Source organism: Legionella geestiana (assembly GCF_004571195.1).
GTDB classification, from domain to species: Bacteria; Pseudomonadota; Gammaproteobacteria; order Legionellales; family Legionellaceae; genus Legionella_B; species Legionella_B geestiana.
In genome coordinates this window covers 1422674-1442672 of record NZ_CP038271.1, presented here as the reverse complement: position 1 = coordinate 1442672, position 19999 = coordinate 1422674, and the positions used below count along the sequence as shown (strand labels likewise).

Below are 19999 nucleotides of genomic sequence, written 5' to 3'. Positions count from 1 at the left end.
AAGGGTTTGGCAATGGATGCTTCACGTGGAACATTCTTAAACCGGCGAGGAAGACGATGCGACGGATGTTCTTTCCGGTGCCATTGACGCACACTCCAGGTATCCTGCCACCGGGAGATGCGGGTCTGGCGAATATTCAGCAAAGAATCGAGGCAGTTCCTCAAGGCTGATGCGTTGCTGAGAGGCCATCGCCTGAATCGAAGTACGAAGCGTTTGATTCTTATGTGAAGCATTAACCAGCAATGCACGCCGCAGTTCTGGAAAGCATTGAAGCGCCTTATCGTTAAAGGCAACAAAATCTGCATGAAGCGCCTTCCGGTAGGCAGGATAAATGGTCAGCGTTCCCTCGCGCGTGGAGCAGGTGTACTGGTTGTCAACGAGGGCTGCAGTAAGCTGCTTCAATGTCCGGTGCCAGGGGGTATCCCACACCATCCAGAGCCTGTAGGTGTTTTTGCAGGCGCGATAAGATGCCTCAAGCATCGTACATGCCTTATGCAGCAGTTCGGTCACGGCAGCGGTGCCCCCTGCCAGTTTGCTGATGAAGTGCTCCCGTCCCTTCTCTGTCTGCGAAAACAATGCGTCAATCTTTAATCCCTGCTCATTAAGGGCGTGAAAAAATACCGGCAGGCGTGACGCATCGGCATTAGCGTATCTCTGGGACAACGTCTCTGCGGCCTCGAAGCAGGCACGTTCAGAGCTCGTATCGAGAAAAGGGTCTTCCATGCACCAGCAGCACAGTAAGTCGAGGCTTAAGATGGTGCGCAATACACTGAAGGAAATGGCCAGCTCTTCATACCAGCGTGCGGCTCCCTCAGGTAACGCCCTTGAAGCGTTATAGGCATACATGCCGCTCGCCTCAAGCCTAAGGTCCGGGAAACAGGCCTTGATACAGGCATCGAGCATTAAGGGATGGTTGAGGCTGGTGTCCAGCGAAGTTAACATTCCTGCCCGGATATGCGCCTCAACAAGACCATCCTGCTTCAGTTTTTCAGAGGTCATGAAGTGGTCGCTTATCACCTTTCTGACAAGCGCCTGCGCGCCCGCACACTGCTCCCGCCGCCGCTGCAGCGGCTCAAGAATGGCTGCCGTGGTCTTTTCGCATGTTTCAACAGTCTCTGGCATGCCGCTCTCTCTGTTGCACGCTTTAATTTCTTTTCTACCGCTCCCCGACATGACTGTCAAGACGTAAGTGTTCTCGTCATCAGACGGATTGTGGATTTTTTGTGCCTCTCACCTGATAATAAGGGTATTGACGCATTTACACAGACTGTCCATGAAAAAACACATCCTGATTCTTAATACCGGCGGCACCATCAGCTGTAAAAAAACCCCGATGGGGTATGAGCCCGTACGCGGGTATGTCGCAAAGATGCTGAGAGACATTCCAACGCTTTCACATGCCGACATGCCCCGTTACACCATCCGCGAATACGACCCGCTGCTGGACTCATCCAACATGACGCTGAATGACTGGAACCGTATCGCAAAAGACATTGCCGATCACCTCAACGACTATGATGGCTTTGTCGTATTTCATGGCACCGACACGCTCGCCTACACGGCTTCAGCACTCGCGTTCATGCTCGAAAATCTGCCAAAACCGGTCATTCTGACCGGCTCACAAATCCCGCTTTCCGAAGTGCGCAACGATGCGCTGGAGAATGTCATTACGTCCCTCTGGCTCGCCGCTCACGCGCCCCTTCACGAAGTTTGCGTGTACTTTAACCAGCGACTTTTACGCGGCAACCGCACCCGTAAAACAAGCGCTCAGGGGTTTAACGCCTTCACTTCCCCCAATTTTCCCGAACTTGCCCGCATCGGCATTGACATCGAACTTAACCACGAGCGGCTTCTGCCCCTCCCCACGGCACCCTTTCACCTGCAGCCGCTGCAATCCCATTTCATCGCGAACTTCCGGCTCTTCCCGGGCTTTGCCACCGATGTGCTCGATTTTATTCTGCACCAGCCGGTAAAGGGGCTGATTCTTGAAACCTATGGCGCCGGCAATGCCCAGAACAATGACCCGCGTTTCCTGAAATTGCTCAAGGATGCCACGGCGCGCGGCGTGATTATCGTCAACTGCACCCAGTGCCTGCAGGGACGGGTAGAAATGAACCAGTACGCCACCGGACACGCGCTCCTGACGACAGGCCTTGTCAGCGGGCATGACATGACCCCTGAAGCCGCCCACTGCAAGCTTCTGCACCTGCTTGGCAAAAATCACGATGCTGAATGGGTGCGCGCGCAGATGCAGCAGTCGCTCTGCGGCGAGCTGAGCCTGCACGAGGCTCAGCCCTGAGTGCATTTTAGCTGAACGAGGGTGAAGCAGGCTCGGCTGACGGGGTCGTATCCTGCACACCTTCCGGTAACGCGTATTGAGCAGGTGTCGGGGATAATGGCAGGCCGGCCAATTCAGCGGGCTTTGGTGGCAGCGGCGGGCGGCTCATGGGTTGCGGCACGTGCCCCGGAAAGGCCGGACGCTCAGGAAAAACTGGATATGCAGGCCCTACTGGCGGCAGGTGCGATGGCATATATGCAGAAGACCTTGAGGCTTCCGCAAAGGAGGAATACTCACTGCGCTGAAGATGGCCGCGAGGCCCTTGATACCCGGAGCTCTCTGTATACCCCGGCTGGGGATGATAGCCCAGAGCAGCTGTAGAAGCAGGTGGTGAAAAAAACCGTGATGAATGAGGGTTGGCCACCGATGAACCGGTTGTGGCCTCTCTGACAGTCTTGATGTACTGACCCAAAAATTCTTTTGCTTTTTCTGGATTAATGAGCAAATAGGCGGCCTCAAATACCTGCTCCAGTTCCCCCTTACCAGGCTCCAGTGCTGAAGTACTAAAACTTAAGCCCAATGGCAGCTTCACCACGGCTGACAGCGGCATGTATATCTGAAGGCCGTTCTGCTGGCAAATGATATAATTTTGTAACAGGATGCTTTCGATAGCCTGACAAACAGCAGCTTCCCGTGCATCCCGGTCATCCGGGTGCAGCGCATCCAGTGCCATTGTCAAGGCCTCCAGCGCCTTAATGAGCATGGCTTCTTTTGCTACACCCGCGGAACGGTACAAATCCCAGGATTTCGGCAACGGGGAGTCCGTTTTTTTCTCCATCTTCCAGACTTTGTCCAGAAGATAGGCACCTGCATGCCGCCTGAAGAGGGTGAAAGCGTCTTGTTCATAATAACGTACGCTTAACAGGCGTGCATTTTCAAATTTCTTATACAGGGTTTCAACAAATGCCGTTAGCTGGTCAAGATCGTCCCCCATTTTGCCAATCCCTATTGGCCCCGCTTCATCGCTAAGTGCCGTTCTGCAGCGCAGTATTAGATTATGCAACACTGCTTTAGCACAGGAATCAGCAAGTGCCTCATTTACCTCGAGAATGAGACCTTTGTTAATCAGAGCGGTTTTAATACTGTAATGGTGCGTTTCAATAAAACGACGGTCAATCTGAGCAGGCGTCTTAAACTCCTGTAACACTTCTGTCACCACCTCCCCCCATGGGGCACGCAAAGTGCACTCGAGGACACGCTCCCGGTTGACGTATACGTGGACGTCTCCATTTTTAATCAGCTCCAAAGGGCGGGGCGGGTATTCACTGACAAAAACGACTGACGATGAAAAAGTAATTCGGTGAAACTTCGCGGCAAATTCTTCAAGCAAGGTCTGCTTTGACTTGGATAACTCGATGTCTCTGACGCCTAACTTTCCACCAATCCACCCTGACCAGCTGGTATCCCGGCCGTTGGCGCTCTCTTTTGCCGCCAAAAACTGTGTTGGAAGAAAAGCCTTGGCAAGTTCAAGGAACAGGGTGGTATTATCCTTAGAGCTACTCATTGCACTACTCCTTTTGTTGCAATTTTTTTATGATATCAGCTTTAGTCTGATTCGCAATGCCAAAAGCACTGTGTGCAAACATTCGACTCATCGAAGGAACTGACGCATGAAATCTTTGGAAATTGTAGTTTTAGCCGCAGGCCAGGGCAAGCGCATGCACTCAAATCTGCCTAAAGTGCTGCACCCGATTGCCGGTACGCCGATGTTAAAGCGTGTGATTACGACGGCACAGGCGCTGAATCCTTCGGCCATTCACGTAATAACCGGGCACGGCGGCGACACCATCCGCGCAGCCCTTGCCGACCTTCCCGTGCAATGGGTGCATCAGGCGGCACAGCTTGGCACGGGACACGCGATGCTTCAGGCATTGCCTTTTGTATCCCCGGACGCGCAGGTGCTTATTCTTTCAGGTGACGTGCCGCTTATTCGCACGGAAACCCTTAAGGACCTTGTGAACTCGGCAAGCATCAGCACCGAGCCGCTCGCACTGCTCGTTGCCCGCCCCAAAGACCCCACGGGTTTAGGGCGCATGGTGCGCGATGCACTTGGCAATATTCTTGCGATTGTCGAGGAAAAAGATGCAACGCCTGAACAGCGTGGCATTCGTGAAATCTACTCAGGCATCTGCTGCGTGAGTGCCAGACACCTGCACCGCTGGCTGCCACGCCTCAGTTGCGACAATGCCCAAGGCGAATATTACCTGACAGAAATTCTCACCAAAGCGCTCGCGGAAGGCATTCCGGTGTGTACCCAGGAAGCCCTCAATCCCATGGAAGTCGAGGGCGTTAATTCACGGCTGCAGCTTGAGCGCCTTGAGCGCGCGTGGCAGCGCCACATGGCCGAGCAGCTCCTGCACAATGGCGTATCCCTTGCCGATGCCAGTCGGCTGGATGTGCGCGGCACACTCACATGCGGGCGGGATGTGTTTATTGATGTTAACGTGGTATTTACCGGCAACAACAGCATCGGCGAGGGGTGTCGTATTGGCCCTAACTGCACGCTGCACAATGTCACCATCGGCGCATTTACCGAAGTGCATGCCAACAGCGTACTTGAAGATACGGTCCTCGGCGAGCACTGCGCAATCGGCCCTTTTGCGCGCCTTCGCCCGGGCACGCGCCTTGAAGCGCACTGCAAAATCGGCAACTTTGTGGAAACGAAAAATATTCAAATGGCTGAGCACAGCAAGGCCAGTCACCTGAGCTATATCGGTGACGCCACTATTGGTAAAAAAGTTAATATTGGTGCAGGTACCATTACCTGCAATTATGATGGCGTTAACAAACATCAGACGATTATTGGCGATGGAGCGTTCATCGGCTCCGACACTCAGCTCGTGGCTCCCGTCACAGTAGGCGCGCACGCCACCATTGGTGCGGGCACAACATTGCGTAAAGATGCCCCGGCCGATGAGCTGACCCTCACAGAATCCCGTCAAAAAACCGTGTGCGGATGGAAGCGCCCCGTGAAAGCCATTGAAGCCAAAAACCAATAAAAACATGCTGTTATGCTGGACTGAGCGTAGCGAAGCCCGGCATCGGGTATCCCCAAAGGCCGGGTGTTTTATTGCGCATCCCATCCCGCGCTTATCAGCGCAGGCTACGGCTAATTATTTACCATTGTGCGGTAGGCTGGGTTGAGCGTAGCGAAGCCCGGCATCGGGTATCCCCAAAGGCCGGATGTTTTTTTCGCGCATCCCATCCCGCGCTTATCAGCGCCAGGCATAACCCCCTCACTCTCCAAACGTGGCGTTACCAAAATCTCCATCACACGCCCAATTGGCGGGAAGCGCGCCATCTGTGATAAAACGGTGAATACTTGAATAGGGCCAATCATGCGGATTTTGCACATAACCGTGTTTGACCGGGTTGAAATGTATGTAATGAACATGATGCATGTAATCCTGCTCATCCCTGATAACATGATCCCAAAATCGGCGCTGCCATATACCCCGTTCACGCCTGTGACGCCGCGAAAAAGATATATTTTCAGAAACAGTCAGTTGCCTTGAAAACGTTGCCTTGATAAGCGCGATGCGCATGGAAAAATTCAAGTCATTTTCCTGGAGTGTCATAATAAAATGGCAATGCTCAGGCATGACAACGATCGCGTTTAAACGAAATGGATGACGGACTTTAACGGTTCTAAAAGCAAGGCGCAAAGCATGAATATGGCGAGTAAGAGCGTCGCTCTTTCTGTCTTGAAGATTCATTGTAAAAAAACAGGTGGCATTAGGCACCCAGACTCTTCGGTGGCGCATGGGGTTGGATTCATCATTCCATTTGCAGGTCGCCAGTATAACGGGTACAGAAGCGTATGGCGAGCACCAGTGCCGTACCTGTTGGCCTGATAAGCTCAGGCAGGGACGTTTAATAAAACATCCGGCCAACAGCGATACCCGATGCCGGGCTTCGCTTCGCTCAACCCAGCCTACCGAAATTCCATTAAATACAATGTGTTATTTAAAAATAACAACCGTCTTATTTTTGGCTCAATACAGTAGCTTCATGAAAAATCCACTGTCGGTGGCATGTAACGGATTTTTAGGGGGGGAAAGTCTCTCTCTCCCTCCCGCAGGAAACCTTTGGGAGGGAGAGAGACGAAGAGTATAGCGGAGGGGTTACAGGGAAGTGACGTCTTCCGCCTGCAGGCCTTTAGGACCTTTCGTTACCACGAATTGTACGCGTTGCCCTTCGTGCAGCGTTTTGCGACCAGCACCGCTTACGATTGAACGAAAATGTACGAATACATCTTCACCTTCATCACGGCTGATGAAGCCGTACCCTTTATCATCGTTAAACCACTTTACGGTACCAGTTTCTTTGACAGACATTTTGTTTTCCAAATTAAATTAAACACACCCTTGCGGAACGCAGCAACTGGATTGGGCGTTTGGCGTACACAGTGTCAAATTCTTCGCTCTGAAATTCAAAAGGAGGGATTTTCACGGGGAACACCGGCTCAGTCCGGCCATTACGTTATGCCACAAGTGAATCGATTATAACCTGGACAGATAATCCGTGCAATCTTTTGCCGAAAGTGGCTTGCTGTAATAGTATCCCTGAATCTGCGTTCCATGGTGACGGCGCAGGTATTGAACCTGTACTTCTGTCTCCACGCCCTCTGCCACCACCTCAAGCCCAAGCCTTTTTGCCATGGCAATGATGGCTTCTACAATGCACTGTTCCCGGTTGCCACTCACAATTTCATCAATAAAAATTTTATCTATCTTTATCTTTTCAAAAGGAAAATCGCGCAGATAGCCAAGATTGGAATAACCGGTACCGAAATCATCTATGACCAGATGCACCCCGAGTGCACGCAGGCGGTTCATGGTTTTCACACAGGTTTCACGGTCAGAAGACAGCACGTTTTCGGCAACCTCAAGCTCAATTCCTGTCGCATCGACATCCGTTTCATGCAAAATCCGCTCAACGCACTCCACAAATCCCGCATGCTGCAGCTGGTGAATGGACACGTTGACCGCCACGCGCAGACGGGGGAATCCGGCAAATTCCCAGCGCCGCTTCTGCATGCACGCCTCACGCAGCACCCACTCGCCAATCGGAATGATGAGCCCGGTTTTTTCAGCAACCGGTATAAATTCCGCGGGACTGACCGCTCCAAGGGTAGGATGATTCCAGCGCAGCAGCGCCTCAACGCCGATAGTAGAGCTATTTTTCATCTCAATGAGCGGCTGGTAGCAAAGCGACAGCTCGTTATGCGCAATGGCAAACTGGAGTGCTGTGGTCATTTGTGAGTAAATGAGAAATTCTTCGAGAAACCCCGCATCATAGAACTGATAATTATTCCGCCCGTGACGTTTCGCGCGATACATCGCAATGTCGGCTTCCCGTAATAAATCGTCCATGCTGCAGGTAATAGGAGCTTCGGCCAGTGCAATACCTACGCTCGCCGAAATCTGACAGGGCATATCATCGATAAAACAGGGAGTCGCCAGGGTATCAATGATTTTCCCGGCAATGCCTCCAAGGTTTTGTGCGTTAAGATTGCCCTCGCAAAGGACTACAAACTCATCTCCCCCAAAACGAAAAACGCTGTCCACTCGACGCAGCACTGAACGAATGCGGGTACCTGCCTGCTGCAACACCCTGTCACCCACACCGTGCCCGAGCATACCGTTTATACGGCGAAACTGGTCAAGGTCAATGTGTAGAAGTGCCAGAGATTGCTCGGCACGCTGGCACCGTTCAAGCGCCATGGGTAATGCTTTTTCAAAGAGTTTTCGACTGCCGACACCGGTGAGCGTATCGATTTCAGCGTGCACTCTCAATTCGGCCTCGAGGGCATCCACCTGCTGCTGCAACGCCCTAACAGTATGTGCATGACGTAAAAAATGTTCTGTGAGATGCGCGTTGATGGAGGTTGCGGGCACACAGGCCATCAGGTGGTCGGCAAGCATACGCTCTTTTTCAGAGAGGGTGTCTTCTGATGCGAGCAACACCACCGGCATTGTACAGCCTTTTTTTAAGGCCGCCTCAACGAGCGAAACTCCGGTCGTTTGAGCAGTCACCGGCGCCAGAAAACACAAATGATACTGACGACTCAGCATTTCCGTGAGCGCTTCGTGTGCATCACTCACCCGTATCAGGCTGATGCGCATATGGGGCAGTGATTTAAGTTCTGCCGCAAGTGCGGCCGCAAAGGCAGCATCGTCTGACACGAGTAGCACCCGTGCGGCTGACAGGCATACCCTCGTCCAGCCTCCTGACAACGCTGGTGCGACATCCTTTCGCATCACCTTACTCCCTGCGCGTGCTTATTCCATGACGGGGACACGCCCTAGTGTGCTTCATCCCAGTTTTTTCCAACACCCACCGATACACGCAGCGGTACAAGGAGAGTGGCGGCATTTTCCATGGCGCCGGTAAGCACCTCCCGAACCGTGGAAACATGGGCTTCTGGCACTTCAAGTATCAGTTCATCATGCACCTGCATTATCATTTTGGCAACCGGTTCTGACTGATTTTCAAGTTGACACCAGAGCGCATGCATTGCTCGCTTAATGATGTCAGCCGCCGTTCCCTGCATGGGTGCATTAACGGCAGCACGCTCGGCGGCACGCTTTCGCATCTGGTTTTGCGCATTGATTTCCGGGAGATACAGGCGGCGACCAAAAAGCGTTTCGACATAGCCTAAACGGTGCGCCAAAGCCCGTGTACGCTCCATAAACGCCTGCACGCCCGGGTAGCGCTCAAAATAGCGCGTCATGTACATCTGGGCCTCGTTACGCTCGATGCCAAGCTGGCGCGCCAGTCCAAAAGCGGACATGCCGTAGATGAGTCCAAAATTGACGGCCTTGGCGCGACGTCGCTGCTCGCGGCTCACTTCGGCAAACGGCACGCCGAATACTTCACTCGCCGTGGCCACATGAATATCCAGATCGTTAGCAAAAGCGCGTAAAAGACCCGGGTCTTCAGAAAGGTGCGCCATGATACGCAGCTCAATCTGAGAATAATCCGCACTCATCAAAACATGGCCCTGAGGTGCAATAAACGCACGGCGAATAAGGCGCCCTTCTTCCGTTCTCACGGGGATGTTCTGCAAATTTGGCTCACTGGACGACAGGCGCCCGGTCGCGGCCACGGCCTGGTTATAGGACGTGTGTACCCGACCGGTTTCAGGATTGACTGCGCGCGGAAGCGCCTCAATATAAGTTGATACCAGTTTGCTGAGGCTGCGGTACTCAAGAATCACGGCCGGCAGGCGGTAGGTAAAGGCCAGTTCCTGCAAAACCGCTTCTGCCGTCGAGGGTTGTCCGCCAGGCGTTTTCGCCATCACCGGCAACCCCTGCTCACCAAAAAGAATCGCCTGCAGCTGTGCCGGTGAGCTCAGGTTAAAGGGCCTGCCTGCCAGCAGACAGGCCTCCTCTTCCAGGGCCGCGATACGCGCCCGTAAACGGGTACCGTGCTCCATGAGCACACCCTCATCAATCTGTACGCCAGTGCGCTCCATGCCGGCAAGCACCCTGACGAGCGGCATTTCAATCTCGTGAAACACCTGCTTCAGGCGCGCGTCCATTTTGGGATAGAGGGTTTCATGCAGCCGCAGGGTCACTTCCGCATCTTCAGCGGCATAGGCGGCAGCGGTTGAGACCGCTACCGCGTCAAACCCCACTTGTTTTGCACCCTTGCCGGCAACTTCTTCATACGTGATAGTCTTGTGCCCAAGGTACTTAAGCGCCAGCGAATCCATATCATGGCGCGCTCCCTGACTGTTCAACACATACGATTCCAGCATGGTATCAAAGGTGATGCCCTGCAGGGTAATACCGTGGTTTTTAAACACGTTCCAGTCATATTTAAGATTCTGCCCAATCTTCTGGATTTCAGGGTCCTCGAGCAGCGGCTTCAAAGCGGCAAGCACCCGGTCCAGGTCAAGCTGTGGCGACCCGTCTGTATGCATGAGGGGAATATACGCGCCTTCATGCGGTTTAAGTGCCAGCGCCACTCCCACAATACGGGCACGCAGGCTGTCAAGGCTTGTGGTTTCTGTGTCCACACACATTTTTCCCGCAGCTCGAATGCGTGCAATCCAGGCCTCAAGTGCCGCCCAGGTGGTGATAATTTCGACCTGCATCTGCGGCTCTTTTTGAGGCTCGGCATGCACGGTCGCCTCCGCAGGTTCTGAGGGCGCATCAGCAAGCAGTTCTTTTATCCAGCTGCGAAATTCACACGCGCGCACGATTTCAAGCAGTGTGGCCTTATCTTCAGGCGCCGGTGTCAGCGGACAGGAGGGCAGCGGAACATCATCACGAATGGTCACAAGCCGGCGCGAAAGCGGCAGATGCGCCATACCGGCGCGCAGGGATTCGCCAATTTTTCCGCCCACATCCGCGGCATGCGCCAGCAGATTATCGAGCGTTCCATACTGCGTGAGCCATTTGACGGCGGTCTTTGGACCACAACCGCTGATGCCCGGCACGTTATCAGACGTATCTCCCACAAGTGTGAGGTAATCCACAATACGCTCGGGCGGCACGCCAAATTTAGCGCTCACGCCGTTAACATCCAGTGTTTCACCATTCATGGTGTTAACAAGGGTCACGTTCGGGCTGACCAGCTGCGCCATGTCCTTATCACCCGTAGAAATAATGACCCTCTGCCCACGGGCGCAGGCCGCACGAGCGAGGGTACCGATAACATCATCGGCTTCAACCCCGTCAATGATAAGCAGGGGCAACCCCATTGCGCGCAGTAAATCATGCAGTATGGGTATTTGTTGCGCCAGGTCCTGCGGCATTGGCGGACGGTTCGCCTTGTAGGCCGGGTACCACTCATCCCTGAACGTTTTGCCTTTGGCGTCAAACACGATGGCAATGTGCTCTGGCGCATAATCGCGCAGCAGGCGGCGCACCATGTTGGCAACCCCATAGACTGCACCGGTTGCCTGTCCTTTGGAATTTGTCAGCGGAGGCAGAGCGTGAAAAGCGCGATACAGCCACGAGGAGCCATCAACCAGCACAAGGGGAGCTGTCATTGACTGGCGTCTCCATCCCTCTCAACACGGGCACGCAATGCATCAACGCGCTCACTCAGTGCACGCAGATTTTTGCGCATGATGGGGATTCGGGTGACAGAGAGTTCCTGCTCAATGGCTTTGTCGCGCGGACGCGCGGGACTTCCAAGATACACATTACCCTGCTTCAGGTGCTTTTTAGGCGGTACGCCGGCTCGCGCGCCAAGCACAACATCATCGTCAATGCGCACATGGTCGCTGACGCCCACGTTAGCGGCAAATACTACGCGATCGCCACTGACCGTACTGCCGGCAACGCCTGTGAAGGCACAGAGAATATTGTGTCGGCCGAGACGCACGGAATGCGCCACCTGCACAAGGTTATCGATTTTGGTCCCTTCCCCAATATGTGTGGCACCCATGGTGGCGCGGTCAATGACCGTATTTGCCCCGATTTCCACATCATCGTCGATGACAACGTTACCGATATGCGGCACCTTCTGATGCTGGCCGTTGATAAAGGTGTATCCAAAACCGTCTGAACCGATGACACTGCCAGCATGCACGCGAACACGCGCACCGATGCGGGTTTTGTCATAAACAGTGACATGCGGATAGAGACGCGTGCCGGCACCAAGGGTCACATCATTGCCCACACTGACATGCGAGAGCAGTATACAGTCGTCCCCAATCACACTGCCAGAACCTACCGAAACAAAAGGACCAATGCTGACACGCGCCCCCAGGGTGACATCAGGGGCCACAAATGCCGATGGATGCACGCCGGGAGCAGGCGTCGGTTCCGGGAAAAAATGCTCCATGAGTCGGATAAATGCGGCAAAAGGATGCTTAACCCGCACGAGCGGTTTTGAAGACGCTTCAACCTGCTCGCCCGCAAGAATCGCACCCGCCGCCGAAGCTTCTGCGCGCTCAAGATTCTGCGCACCGTCCGCAAACACCAGCGAGCCTGCACTCACATCGTCAATTGGCGCAAGACCACACACTAAAACGCTTTCATCACCCACCACCACACCGTCCACAAGGCGGGCAATCTCCTGCAGAGAAACATTCATGATTTAGCCTGATTATGCAAAATAGGCAGATTATAACCTCAAGACGCTCAAGAATGCGACTTATCCCATGCGCCCCAGTAAAACTGCCGCATTTGCACCGCCAAATGCAAAATGGTTCGACAGCGCGATATTGACACGCTGGGAACGCGCTTCGTTGGGAACATAGTCAAGGTAGCAGGCGGGGTCGGGGTTTTCGAGGTTAATAGTGGGCAAATGGGTGTCGTTTTCAAGACAGAGCGTGGTTGCAATGACTTCCATGACCCCCGCTGCACCAATGGTGTGGCCGGTCATGGCTTTTTGCGCGGTTATGGGAATGTCTTTCGCGCGCTCGCCAAACACAGCCTGAATGGTTTCGGTTTCGGTGATGTCATTGAGCTGGGTGCCGGTTCCGTGGGCATTGATGTACTGCACGTCCGATGGCGATACGCGGGCATCATTCAGTGCCGCACGAATGGCGCGCGCCTGCCCCTCGGAACTGGGGGCCGTTACGTGATACGCATCACAACTTGCGCCAAACCCGAGAATTTCAGCATGAATATGCGCACCACGTGCACGGGCATGCTCAAGCTCCTCGAGCACAAGTACACCGGCACCATCGGCCATCACCATGCCATCGCGGTCACGGTCAAAGGGACGACTGGCACGCTTTGGGTCTTCGTTACGGGTCGACATGACACGCAGCTTGCACCACGCCGCCATGATGGTTTCCCACACCAGCGATTCTGTGCCGCCGCAAAGGGCAACCTGCAGCCGCCCGGCCGCAATCTGGTGGAACGCATTGCCAATGGCTTCCGCGGAAGAGACACAGGCGTTGGAAATGGTGGAATTGGGACCCCCAAGTCCAAAGGCGATGGCAACATGGTTAGCCACGGAATTGGGCATGCCGCGAATCACGCTCAGTGCCGGAATTTTTTTCCAGGTATCGGTATAAAAGGAGTGATAGGCGAGCTCAAGCTCAGGCGCACCCCCGAGACTCGTACCGATAAAGGTGCCCGCTTCACGCAGCGCATCCTGACTGATGCCGGAGCGGCGAATGGCGTGGTGAGCACAATAAAGCGCGTACTGCGCCGCGCGCGGATAACGTTTACTTTTATCAAATTCAGGCAGTGCGCTTAAATCAAGATCGCGCACCTCGCCGGCTATACGGGTCGTATAGGGTGATGGGTCATAGGCTTTGATATGGTCAATGCCACACTGACCACGACGGGCGGCCTGCCAGAAGGTCTCAAGCCCGGTACCAATGGAGGAGGTGATTTCCATTCCGGTTATTACAACGCGCTTTCTCATGCCCTGTCCTCACAATTGACCAGCATCATCCCTCTGCTGAATGGGCAATACTACAGAGGGCCCGGAAACAGTGTCAAGCCAGTTTGCGTCTGTTCATGAGATTCTCCAGGGCATCCAGAGCCAACGACCGGTAATCATACGCATCCTGAACCGAAAATCCAAGACGCATATAAAGATTCAATGCGCTTTGATTCGTCGTTTCAACATCAAGGCGCATGTCGGTGGCACGCTGCACTTGCGCCTCGTTGATGGCATGCAGAAGCAGCGCATACCCATATCCCTGCCCTTGAAACGCCGGCAGAATGCCAACATCCGACACTACCCACACCCCGTCTGACAGGCGCAGATGCGCCTTGCCTATCACGCTTTCCCCAAGAACTGCGAGCAGTACCTGACAGTCTGCCTCCCGCAGCAGGTGCTGAAAACGGCTGTTCATGTCAACCCCGCTCGTATTAAAACAGGCCGCATCAATCCCGACCATCAACGGCACATCAACCGGCAATGCCCGCCGGAAGGACAGCGCGGTTACAGGCTCTGGCTGCAACGGACTCTCATGACGCATCATGCGGTATTCGGTATGGGTATAACGCACGCCAAGCGCTTCCAGCCAGGGCGCGTGGCCTTTGGCGAGGCTGAAAATCACGGTGCGCATGCCCTGCTGACGAAGCAGCGGCAGAATGGCGGCAATCAAACGGCGCGCAATCCCCTGCTGGCGATGTGCGGGGTCAACCAGCAGGCTGATTTCACAGGCCGTCTCGTAGAAAAAACAGGCAGAGAGAATGCCTTGCAGCATCCCGTGTTCAAACCAGCAGACATTGGATTTCAGCGCGCGCGCACGTGTCAATAAATCAGGATAAAACACCGGCAGGCCAGCGTCATGCACGCGTGCACGCTGCCAGAGTGCTTTAAGCGCGTCAAACTGCGCCGTATCGAGCTGATGATTGCAAATGAGCATGTTTACCTTGTGACCGGTAAAAGCCCAGTGTACCATCAATTAACGGCATATTTCCTGCATGCAGCGATTTGCAGACCATCTTTTGACGAAGGGGAACTTCATGAAACACTGGAAAATTCTACCGGCCACCGTCCTGTGGCTATTGCTGCCACACACGCTGCATGCCAACAGCCAGCCATGGAACCAGTGGGTCAAGGACGTCCGCCGGGAAGCACTTTCTCAGGGTATCTCTCCTTCAGTGTTCGATGCCGCTTTCGCCGGCGTCAGCGAACCAAGCCGTACGGTGAAAAATCTGGCGCGCTCCCAGCCTGAACACCGGCTGACCTATTCCAAATACCTGCACTCACGGGTTGATAATTACCGCATTATCATCGGACAGCGCAATTTTGAAAAAAACCGCGCTCTTTTGACAAAAATCGGCAACGAATTTGGCGTTGACCCCTGCTTTATCGTGTCATTCTGGGGCATGGAATCGAGCTATGGCAGCTACATGGGGAACTTTCCCGTTGTGCGCTCGCTCGCAACACTGGCCTATGACTCAAACCGCCCCGAGTTCTTCCGTAAAGAACTTTTCCTGGCACTCCATATCCTGAATGACGGACATGTCGACCTTGGACACTTCAAGGGCGAGTGGGCAGGCGCTTCGGGGCAACCGCAGTTTCTGCCGTCAAGCTGGGTGAAATACGCGGTCGATTATGACCATGATGGACGGCGTGATATCTGGGAGAGCAAGCCGGATGTGTTTGCATCCATTGCCAACTACATGAAAATGAACGGCTGGCATGCCGGGGAGCCATGGGCGGTTATTGTCAAGCTGCCGCGCGGCTTTGACATGAAGCTTGAAGGCAAGGACACTATCAAAACGGCCTCCGAATGGAATGCTTTAGGCGTACGCACCGAGTCCGGCAAGGAATTGCCATGGCCGAATCTGCCGGCAAGCATCGTGCAGCCCTTCGGCGGCCCGACCTTTCTCGCCTATCCGAACTACCGCATGATTCTGCGCTATAACAATTCCATCTATTACGCAGGCGCCATCGGATATCTCGCAGATAAGATTTGTAAGCGTAATCCTTAAATGCTCTGAATTCTAAAAGAGAAAAGTCAGATTTGAGTGCAGGTTGGGCGAACGCGTTGGAAAAAAAGCGCAGCATACAAGGGTATGTGAGCAGTTTTTGCAACGCGTTCGCCCAAGATGCGCCAAATGTGACCTTTCAGTGAAAGTGGTGACAAGTTAGCGCGTATCTTCGTACCGGGCATCTGCATCGGCTGCGCGCTTTTCGTTTTCAGCAAGCGTGCATTCTTTTGCGACCTCTTCGAGCATCCCGCTGAAGCGCTCCCGCAGCATCTTCAGCCGCCGCAATCCAGCACCCAGATGACGCGCCAGCATGGGCAGACGGGAAGGCCCAAACACACAGACGGCAATGATGAGTGTCAAACCGACTTCAGCCATGCTCATGACGGGCGGTCATCGTCCCGCGCCGCGCTCTCACGGAAATTACGCAGTGCGTCTCCAAGGTCTTTACCCAGGGTTTTCAGTTTGCTGGAACCAAAAAGCACAATCACAATCAGCAGAATCAGCAACAGCGACAATGGACTTACGCCACTTAACCCCATTTTTATCTCCCTGTTTTTTGTGCGATAAGCGCCGTTAATGCACCCGCTGCCGCCACTGTCGACCATATCCAGACAACGGGCAGCTCCGGGGGCAGCTTCACGACATGCAGGGCAAGGGCGCCAATCGCCGTGATACAGATTCCAAGTCCGAGACCGCCACGCCGTGCGGGCACTTTCGAACTTTCCGATGCGCGTGCAATCGCCTGCAGCGCTTCTATTTTTTCTTCCTTGGCAAGCACCAGCACATCATTGAGCAGACGCGGCATGCCTGGCAGCTGCTCAGTCAAAAACGGGATGTTTTCACGCAGACGCTTCACAAAGGCGCGAGGCCCGACCTGCGCTTTCAGCCATTTTTCAAGGAAGGGTTTCGCCGTGGTCCAGAGATCGAGATCAGGATACAGCTGACGTCCGAGTCCCTCTATCGCCAGCAGGGTTTTTTGCAGCAGTACGAGCTGTGGCTGGACTTCCATGTGAAAACGCCGCGCCACCTGAAAAAGCCGCATCATCAGCTGGGCAAATGAAATATCCCGCAGTGGTTTTTCAAAAACCGGCTCACATACAGTGCGAATGGCGCTTTCAAAATCGCCTACCCGTGTGTCACGTGATACCCATCCAGACTCCACATGCAATTGCGCAACCCGCCGGTAATCGCGGTTAAAAAACGCGAAGAGATTCTCAGCGAGATAACGCTGATCGCTGTCGGTCAAGGTGCCCATAATGCCAAAATCCACGCACATGTACTGCGGGTTTGCCGGATGCTCGGGAGAAACAAAAATATTGCCAGGGTGCATGTCTGCATGAAAAAAGCTGTCACGAAATACCTGGGTGAAAAAAATATCCACCCCGCGTTCGGCAAGCCTTTTAATATCAATGCCATGCGCTTTCAGCGAGGCGATATCAGAGACGGGAATACCGTAAATGCGCTCCTGCACGAGCACGTTATCGCGCACATAATCCCAGTAGACTTCGGGAACATAGAGTTTTTCCGAGCCTTCAAAATTGCGCCGCAGCTGGCTTGCGTTTGCTGCTTCGCGCTGCAAATCAAGCTCATCCAGCAGGTTGATTTCAAATTCGCGCACTATCTCGCGCGGCTTCAGCCGTTTGGCGAGCGGCCAGTAGCGCTCCGCAAGGGTGGCAAGCGTGTAGAGCACATCGATGTCGCGTTCAATCAAGCGACGCATGTTCGGTCGCAGGACCTTAACCACCACTTCGCGACCGTCGTTAAAGGTGGCGGCATGTACCTGCGCCATGGACGCCGAGGCAAGCGGTACCGGGTCAAAGGTGGCAAAGAGGCTATCTGCACTTTCGCCATAGGCCTCGTGAATAATCTCGAGCGCACGCTCACCGGGAAACGGCGGCACACGGTCCTGAAGCCTTGAAAGCTCCATGGCAATATCCGGGGGCAAAATATCCGGTCGCGTGGAAAGCGCCTGGCCAAACTTCACAAAAACGGGGCCAAGCGCTTCAAAACTGCGACGCAGGGCTTCACCCCGGGTCTGGCCACGGTTTCGCACCCAGTTCCACGGATTAAACCAGACAATAAAGCGCAGCGGCGCAAACAGGCGAATCGACACAATCACCTGATCAAGGCCATTTTTGGCAAGAATATGGTTAATCTGCGACAGTCGCAGCAGAGTTTTAATCGACTTCATGGCGGGCCTGTAAATGATTGATGCGTGCCTGCAGACGCTCAACGGAGAGCATCAGGGCATCCACATCGCTTAGGAAGTCGTTAATTTCCTGACGCCCCGGAAAAAGACGCGCCTCTTCCTGCAGGTATTCCGTCACACTGCCGCGCAGGGAATTCTCGAGACGGTTTTTAAACGCGCGCCCCTGACGAAATAGCGTACCTATCTGGTGCGCCACCACATCGCCGGTAAAATGCGCGAGATGGCTTTCCCAGTCAATGTCCATCGCGTCAAACAGCTTTTTGACCTGCTCGCCAAAAGCCACATCCCCGCTTAAGCGTACCTTGTCGTTAAAGAGCGAGCGGGCTTTCGAAGACGGCAGCAGGCTCAAGCGAATCAGACCAAGCGGGCTGCTGTGAATGACCGCCGTTGCCGCGATCGCGCTTCTGTCGGACAGTGTCAGACTCCCATCCTCGCCAAAACGGATAAAAAAGCGCACCTCAAGCGGTGAAATCACCACCTCCAGCACCTTGCCGGCAAGCGCACGAACCCGCTCCGGCATAGTGGGATCAAGCGAAAGTGCCGTATTGATGGCCTTTTGCAGGGCCTTTAGCGAAAGTTCTTTTATCATCTTACCCTCAGTATTTGCAGGCCGTGTGCAAGGCCACTATCCCACCGCTCAGATTATGGTAACGGCCATCTTCAAAGCCTGCCTGCTCAATCATGGTTTTCAGGGTTTCCTGGTCCGGATGCATGCGAATCGACTCCGCAAGATAAGCATAACTGCCACGGTCATTGGCGATGTATTCACCAAGAGTGGGCAAAAGATTGAAAGAATACCAGTCATAAAGCGGCTTAAGCCCCGGAAGCACCGGCTTTGAAAATTCAAGCACGAGCAGTTTACCGCCCGGTTTGCAGACACGATACATGGAACGAAGTGCTGCATCCTTGTCTGTGACATTACGCAGACCAAAACCGATGATGACGCAATGAAAATAATTATCTGGAAACGGCAGCCGTTCCGCATTGGCCTGCACCGGAATCACATTTTCGAGATAGCCCTCATTAAGGAGGCGCTCACGCCCGACACTCAGCATGGACGCATTAATATCCGCAAGTACCACCCGGCCACTCTCACCAACACGCGGCAAAAAAAGACGCGCAAGATCCCCCGTCCCACCCGCCAAATCAAGTACGGTCTGTCCCTCACGAACACCGCTCACCGAAACCGCAAAGCGCTTCCAGAGCCGATGTACGCCCAGAGAAAGTACGTCATTCATGATGTCGTAACGGCTCGCGACCGAGTCAAATACCGCACCCACACGCCGCGCTTTATCTTCCCAGTCAACCTGAGTAAAGCCAAAATGGGTTTTTTTCCCGGAGGATGTCATGCTGGTAAGACCGTTTGTGACAGAAAGTAGGAGTTATATTAACTGATAATTACCAAAAAAGCAGGAGAGAAAGTAACCCGGCAGCTCTGTTATTTGAACCCTGGGGTTCAGGTGGGGGGCGGATGTGACGGTTCAGGCTTCCCACTCAGGGTGGGCTTGCACAACGCCGGCATCAGTATGCTCCCCTCGATGTGCGTATTGGTTCAGAAAAACGCTCACTGTCGGGTTAGTGTCAGTATACGCAGGCTTCCATGCATGCGCCACTTTCTTTTGCCGGATTTACACATTTTTTTCAGTCGGTCTGTGGTTCATGTTCAGGATAACCACGTACCACCTGATTGATTTTGCCTTCAAGAGAATTGATAAACTGCGTCATCTGCCGACGCTGTGATTCCTGCTGTTGCTCAGAGGTAACGAGGTCATGAGTCAGATGCAGTGCCGCGAGCAGGAGGGTCTGGTACTCATCGAGGTTTTTCGATTTTTTTTTCTGAGAAAGCAGGGCGTCATTCAGACGTGCCGCCGCCAGTTGAAAGGTCTCAACCGTGTGCTCCGGGCACTTGAATTCATAATTGCGGTTCAGCAATCGAACCGTGCAAAGTTGCGATGTGGTCATCTACGCGCGCCTCCTCATTACAGCCTGTCTGAAAATGGTAACAATTTTGACTGCATCGGGCAAATCCGGCTGAAAAAGGGGCTCTGTGGTCTGCTGACAACACCGTGTTGCCTGATG

General features: G+C 53.9%; 18 protein-coding genes and 1 other RNA gene. 3 read left to right on the top strand and 16 right to left on the bottom strand.

Translation table 11 applies throughout. From position 1 onward, the window contains the following. Nucleotides 1-36: 36 nt before the first annotated feature. Nucleotides 37-1122, bottom strand: a complete 1086-nt coding sequence (locus E4T54_RS06350; RefSeq protein ID WP_028385589.1) for a hypothetical protein — start codon at nt 1120-1122, stop codon at nt 37-39. Between the two features lie 151 nt (nt 1123-1273). Here E4T54_RS06350 and ansA point away from each other — a divergent pair, with 151 nt between their 5' ends. Then, nucleotides 1274-2299, top strand: coding sequence for an asparaginase (gene ansA, locus E4T54_RS06345; RefSeq protein WP_028385588.1), 1026 nt, complete (start codon nt 1274-1276; stop codon nt 2297-2299). 7 nt (nt 2300-2306) lie between these two features. On the opposite strand, the gene E4T54_RS06340 is transcribed toward ansA, so the two are convergent. Then, the gene (locus tag E4T54_RS06340) at nt 2307-3842 is read right to left on the bottom strand and encodes a hypothetical protein (RefSeq protein ID WP_028385587.1); all 1536 of its coding nucleotides are present in this window, start codon (nt 3840-3842) and stop codon (nt 2307-2309) included. 106 nt (nt 3843-3948) lie between these two features. On the opposite strand from E4T54_RS06340, the gene glmU reads away from it, so the two are divergent. Continuing rightward, nucleotides 3949-5337 carry a bifunctional UDP-N-acetylglucosamine diphosphorylase/glucosamine-1-phosphate N-acetyltransferase GlmU gene (gene glmU, locus E4T54_RS06335; RefSeq protein WP_028385586.1) on the top strand — a complete coding sequence of 463 codons (1389 nt, stop codon included), beginning with the start codon at nt 3949-3951 and terminating at the stop codon, nt 5335-5337. 237 nt (nt 5338-5574) lie between these two features. Here glmU and E4T54_RS06330 read toward each other — a convergent pair whose 3' ends face one another. The 7 genes from E4T54_RS06330 to E4T54_RS06300 form a co-directional block, all read right to left on the bottom strand. Continuing rightward, on the bottom strand, nt 5575-6102 hold the full coding sequence (locus tag E4T54_RS06330; protein WP_028385585.1) for an REP-associated tyrosine transposase: 528 nt from the start codon (nt 6100-6102) through the stop codon (nt 5575-5577). 360 nt (nt 6103-6462) lie between these two features. Next, complete coding sequence (locus E4T54_RS06325; RefSeq protein ID WP_028385584.1) at nt 6463-6675, bottom strand: cold-shock protein; 213 nt, start codon at nt 6673-6675, stop codon at nt 6463-6465. Nucleotides 6676-6840: 165 nt separating this feature from the next. Then, nucleotides 6841-8601, bottom strand: a complete 1761-nt coding sequence (locus E4T54_RS06320; protein WP_058387121.1) for a putative bifunctional diguanylate cyclase/phosphodiesterase — start codon at nt 8599-8601, stop codon at nt 6841-6843. A 44-nt stretch (nt 8602-8645) separates the two neighbouring features. Further along, nucleotides 8646-11342 carry a DNA polymerase I gene (gene polA / locus E4T54_RS06315; RefSeq protein WP_028385583.1) on the bottom strand — a complete coding sequence of 899 codons (2697 nt, stop codon included), beginning with the start codon at nt 11340-11342 and terminating at the stop codon, nt 8646-8648. Next, the gene (gene lpxD / locus E4T54_RS06310; protein ID WP_028385582.1) at nt 11339-12394 is read right to left on the bottom strand and encodes a UDP-3-O-(3-hydroxymyristoyl)glucosamine N-acyltransferase; all 1056 of its coding nucleotides are present in this window, start codon (nt 12392-12394) and stop codon (nt 11339-11341) included. The genes polA and lpxD overlap by 4 nt, the downstream gene beginning before the upstream one ends. A gap of 60 nt (nt 12395-12454) precedes the next feature. After that, nucleotides 12455-13681 carry a beta-ketoacyl-[acyl-carrier-protein] synthase family protein gene (locus E4T54_RS06305; RefSeq protein ID WP_131793717.1) on the bottom strand — a complete coding sequence of 409 codons (1227 nt, stop codon included), beginning with the start codon at nt 13679-13681 and terminating at the stop codon, nt 12455-12457. 73 nt (nt 13682-13754) lie between these two features. Further along, nucleotides 13755-14636, bottom strand: a complete 882-nt coding sequence (locus E4T54_RS06300) for a GNAT family N-acetyltransferase (RefSeq protein WP_167755242.1) — start codon at nt 14634-14636, stop codon at nt 13755-13757. A 100-nt stretch (nt 14637-14736) separates the two neighbouring features. Between E4T54_RS06300 and E4T54_RS06295 the strand changes: the two genes are divergently transcribed. Next, nucleotides 14737-15711: a lytic murein transglycosylase gene (locus tag E4T54_RS06295; protein ID WP_028385579.1), complete on the top strand. Its 975-nt coding sequence runs from the start codon at nt 14737-14739 to the stop codon at nt 15709-15711. Between the two features lie 156 nt (nt 15712-15867). Here the strand turns inward: E4T54_RS06295 and E4T54_RS06290 are convergent, their stop codons facing one another. The 7 genes from E4T54_RS06290 to zapA form a co-directional block, all read right to left on the bottom strand. Further along, nucleotides 15868-16086 (bottom strand): twin-arginine translocase TatA/TatE family subunit, encoded by a 219-nt coding sequence (locus E4T54_RS06290; protein WP_051550780.1) that lies wholly within the window; start codon nt 16084-16086, stop codon nt 15868-15870. A 2-nt stretch (nt 16087-16088) separates the two neighbouring features. Continuing rightward, the gene (tatA, locus tag E4T54_RS06285; RefSeq protein ID WP_028385577.1) at nt 16089-16250 is read right to left on the bottom strand and encodes a twin-arginine translocase TatA/TatE family subunit; all 162 of its coding nucleotides are present in this window, start codon (nt 16248-16250) and stop codon (nt 16089-16091) included. A 2-nt stretch (nt 16251-16252) separates the two neighbouring features. After that, the gene (ubiB, locus tag E4T54_RS06280) at nt 16253-17902 is read right to left on the bottom strand and encodes a ubiquinone biosynthesis regulatory protein kinase UbiB (protein ID WP_028385576.1); all 1650 of its coding nucleotides are present in this window, start codon (nt 17900-17902) and stop codon (nt 16253-16255) included. Further along, nucleotides 17889-18509, bottom strand: coding sequence for a ubiquinone biosynthesis accessory factor UbiJ (locus E4T54_RS06275; RefSeq protein WP_028385575.1), 621 nt, complete (start codon nt 18507-18509; stop codon nt 17889-17891). The genes ubiB and E4T54_RS06275 overlap by 14 nt, the downstream gene beginning before the upstream one ends. A 7-nt stretch (nt 18510-18516) precedes the next feature. Continuing rightward, nucleotides 18517-19269 (bottom strand): bifunctional demethylmenaquinone methyltransferase/2-methoxy-6-polyprenyl-1,4-benzoquinol methylase UbiE, encoded by a 753-nt coding sequence (ubiE, locus tag E4T54_RS06270; protein WP_028385574.1) that lies wholly within the window; start codon nt 19267-19269, stop codon nt 18517-18519. Nucleotides 19270-19339: 70 nt separating this feature from the next. Beyond that, nucleotides 19340-19500: non-coding RNA, 6S RNA (ssrS, locus tag E4T54_RS06265), on the bottom strand. A gap of 61 nt (nt 19501-19561) precedes the next feature. After that, complete coding sequence (gene zapA / locus E4T54_RS06260; RefSeq protein ID WP_028385573.1) at nt 19562-19882, bottom strand: cell division protein ZapA; 321 nt, start codon at nt 19880-19882, stop codon at nt 19562-19564. Nucleotides 19883-19999 lie beyond the last annotated feature (117 nt).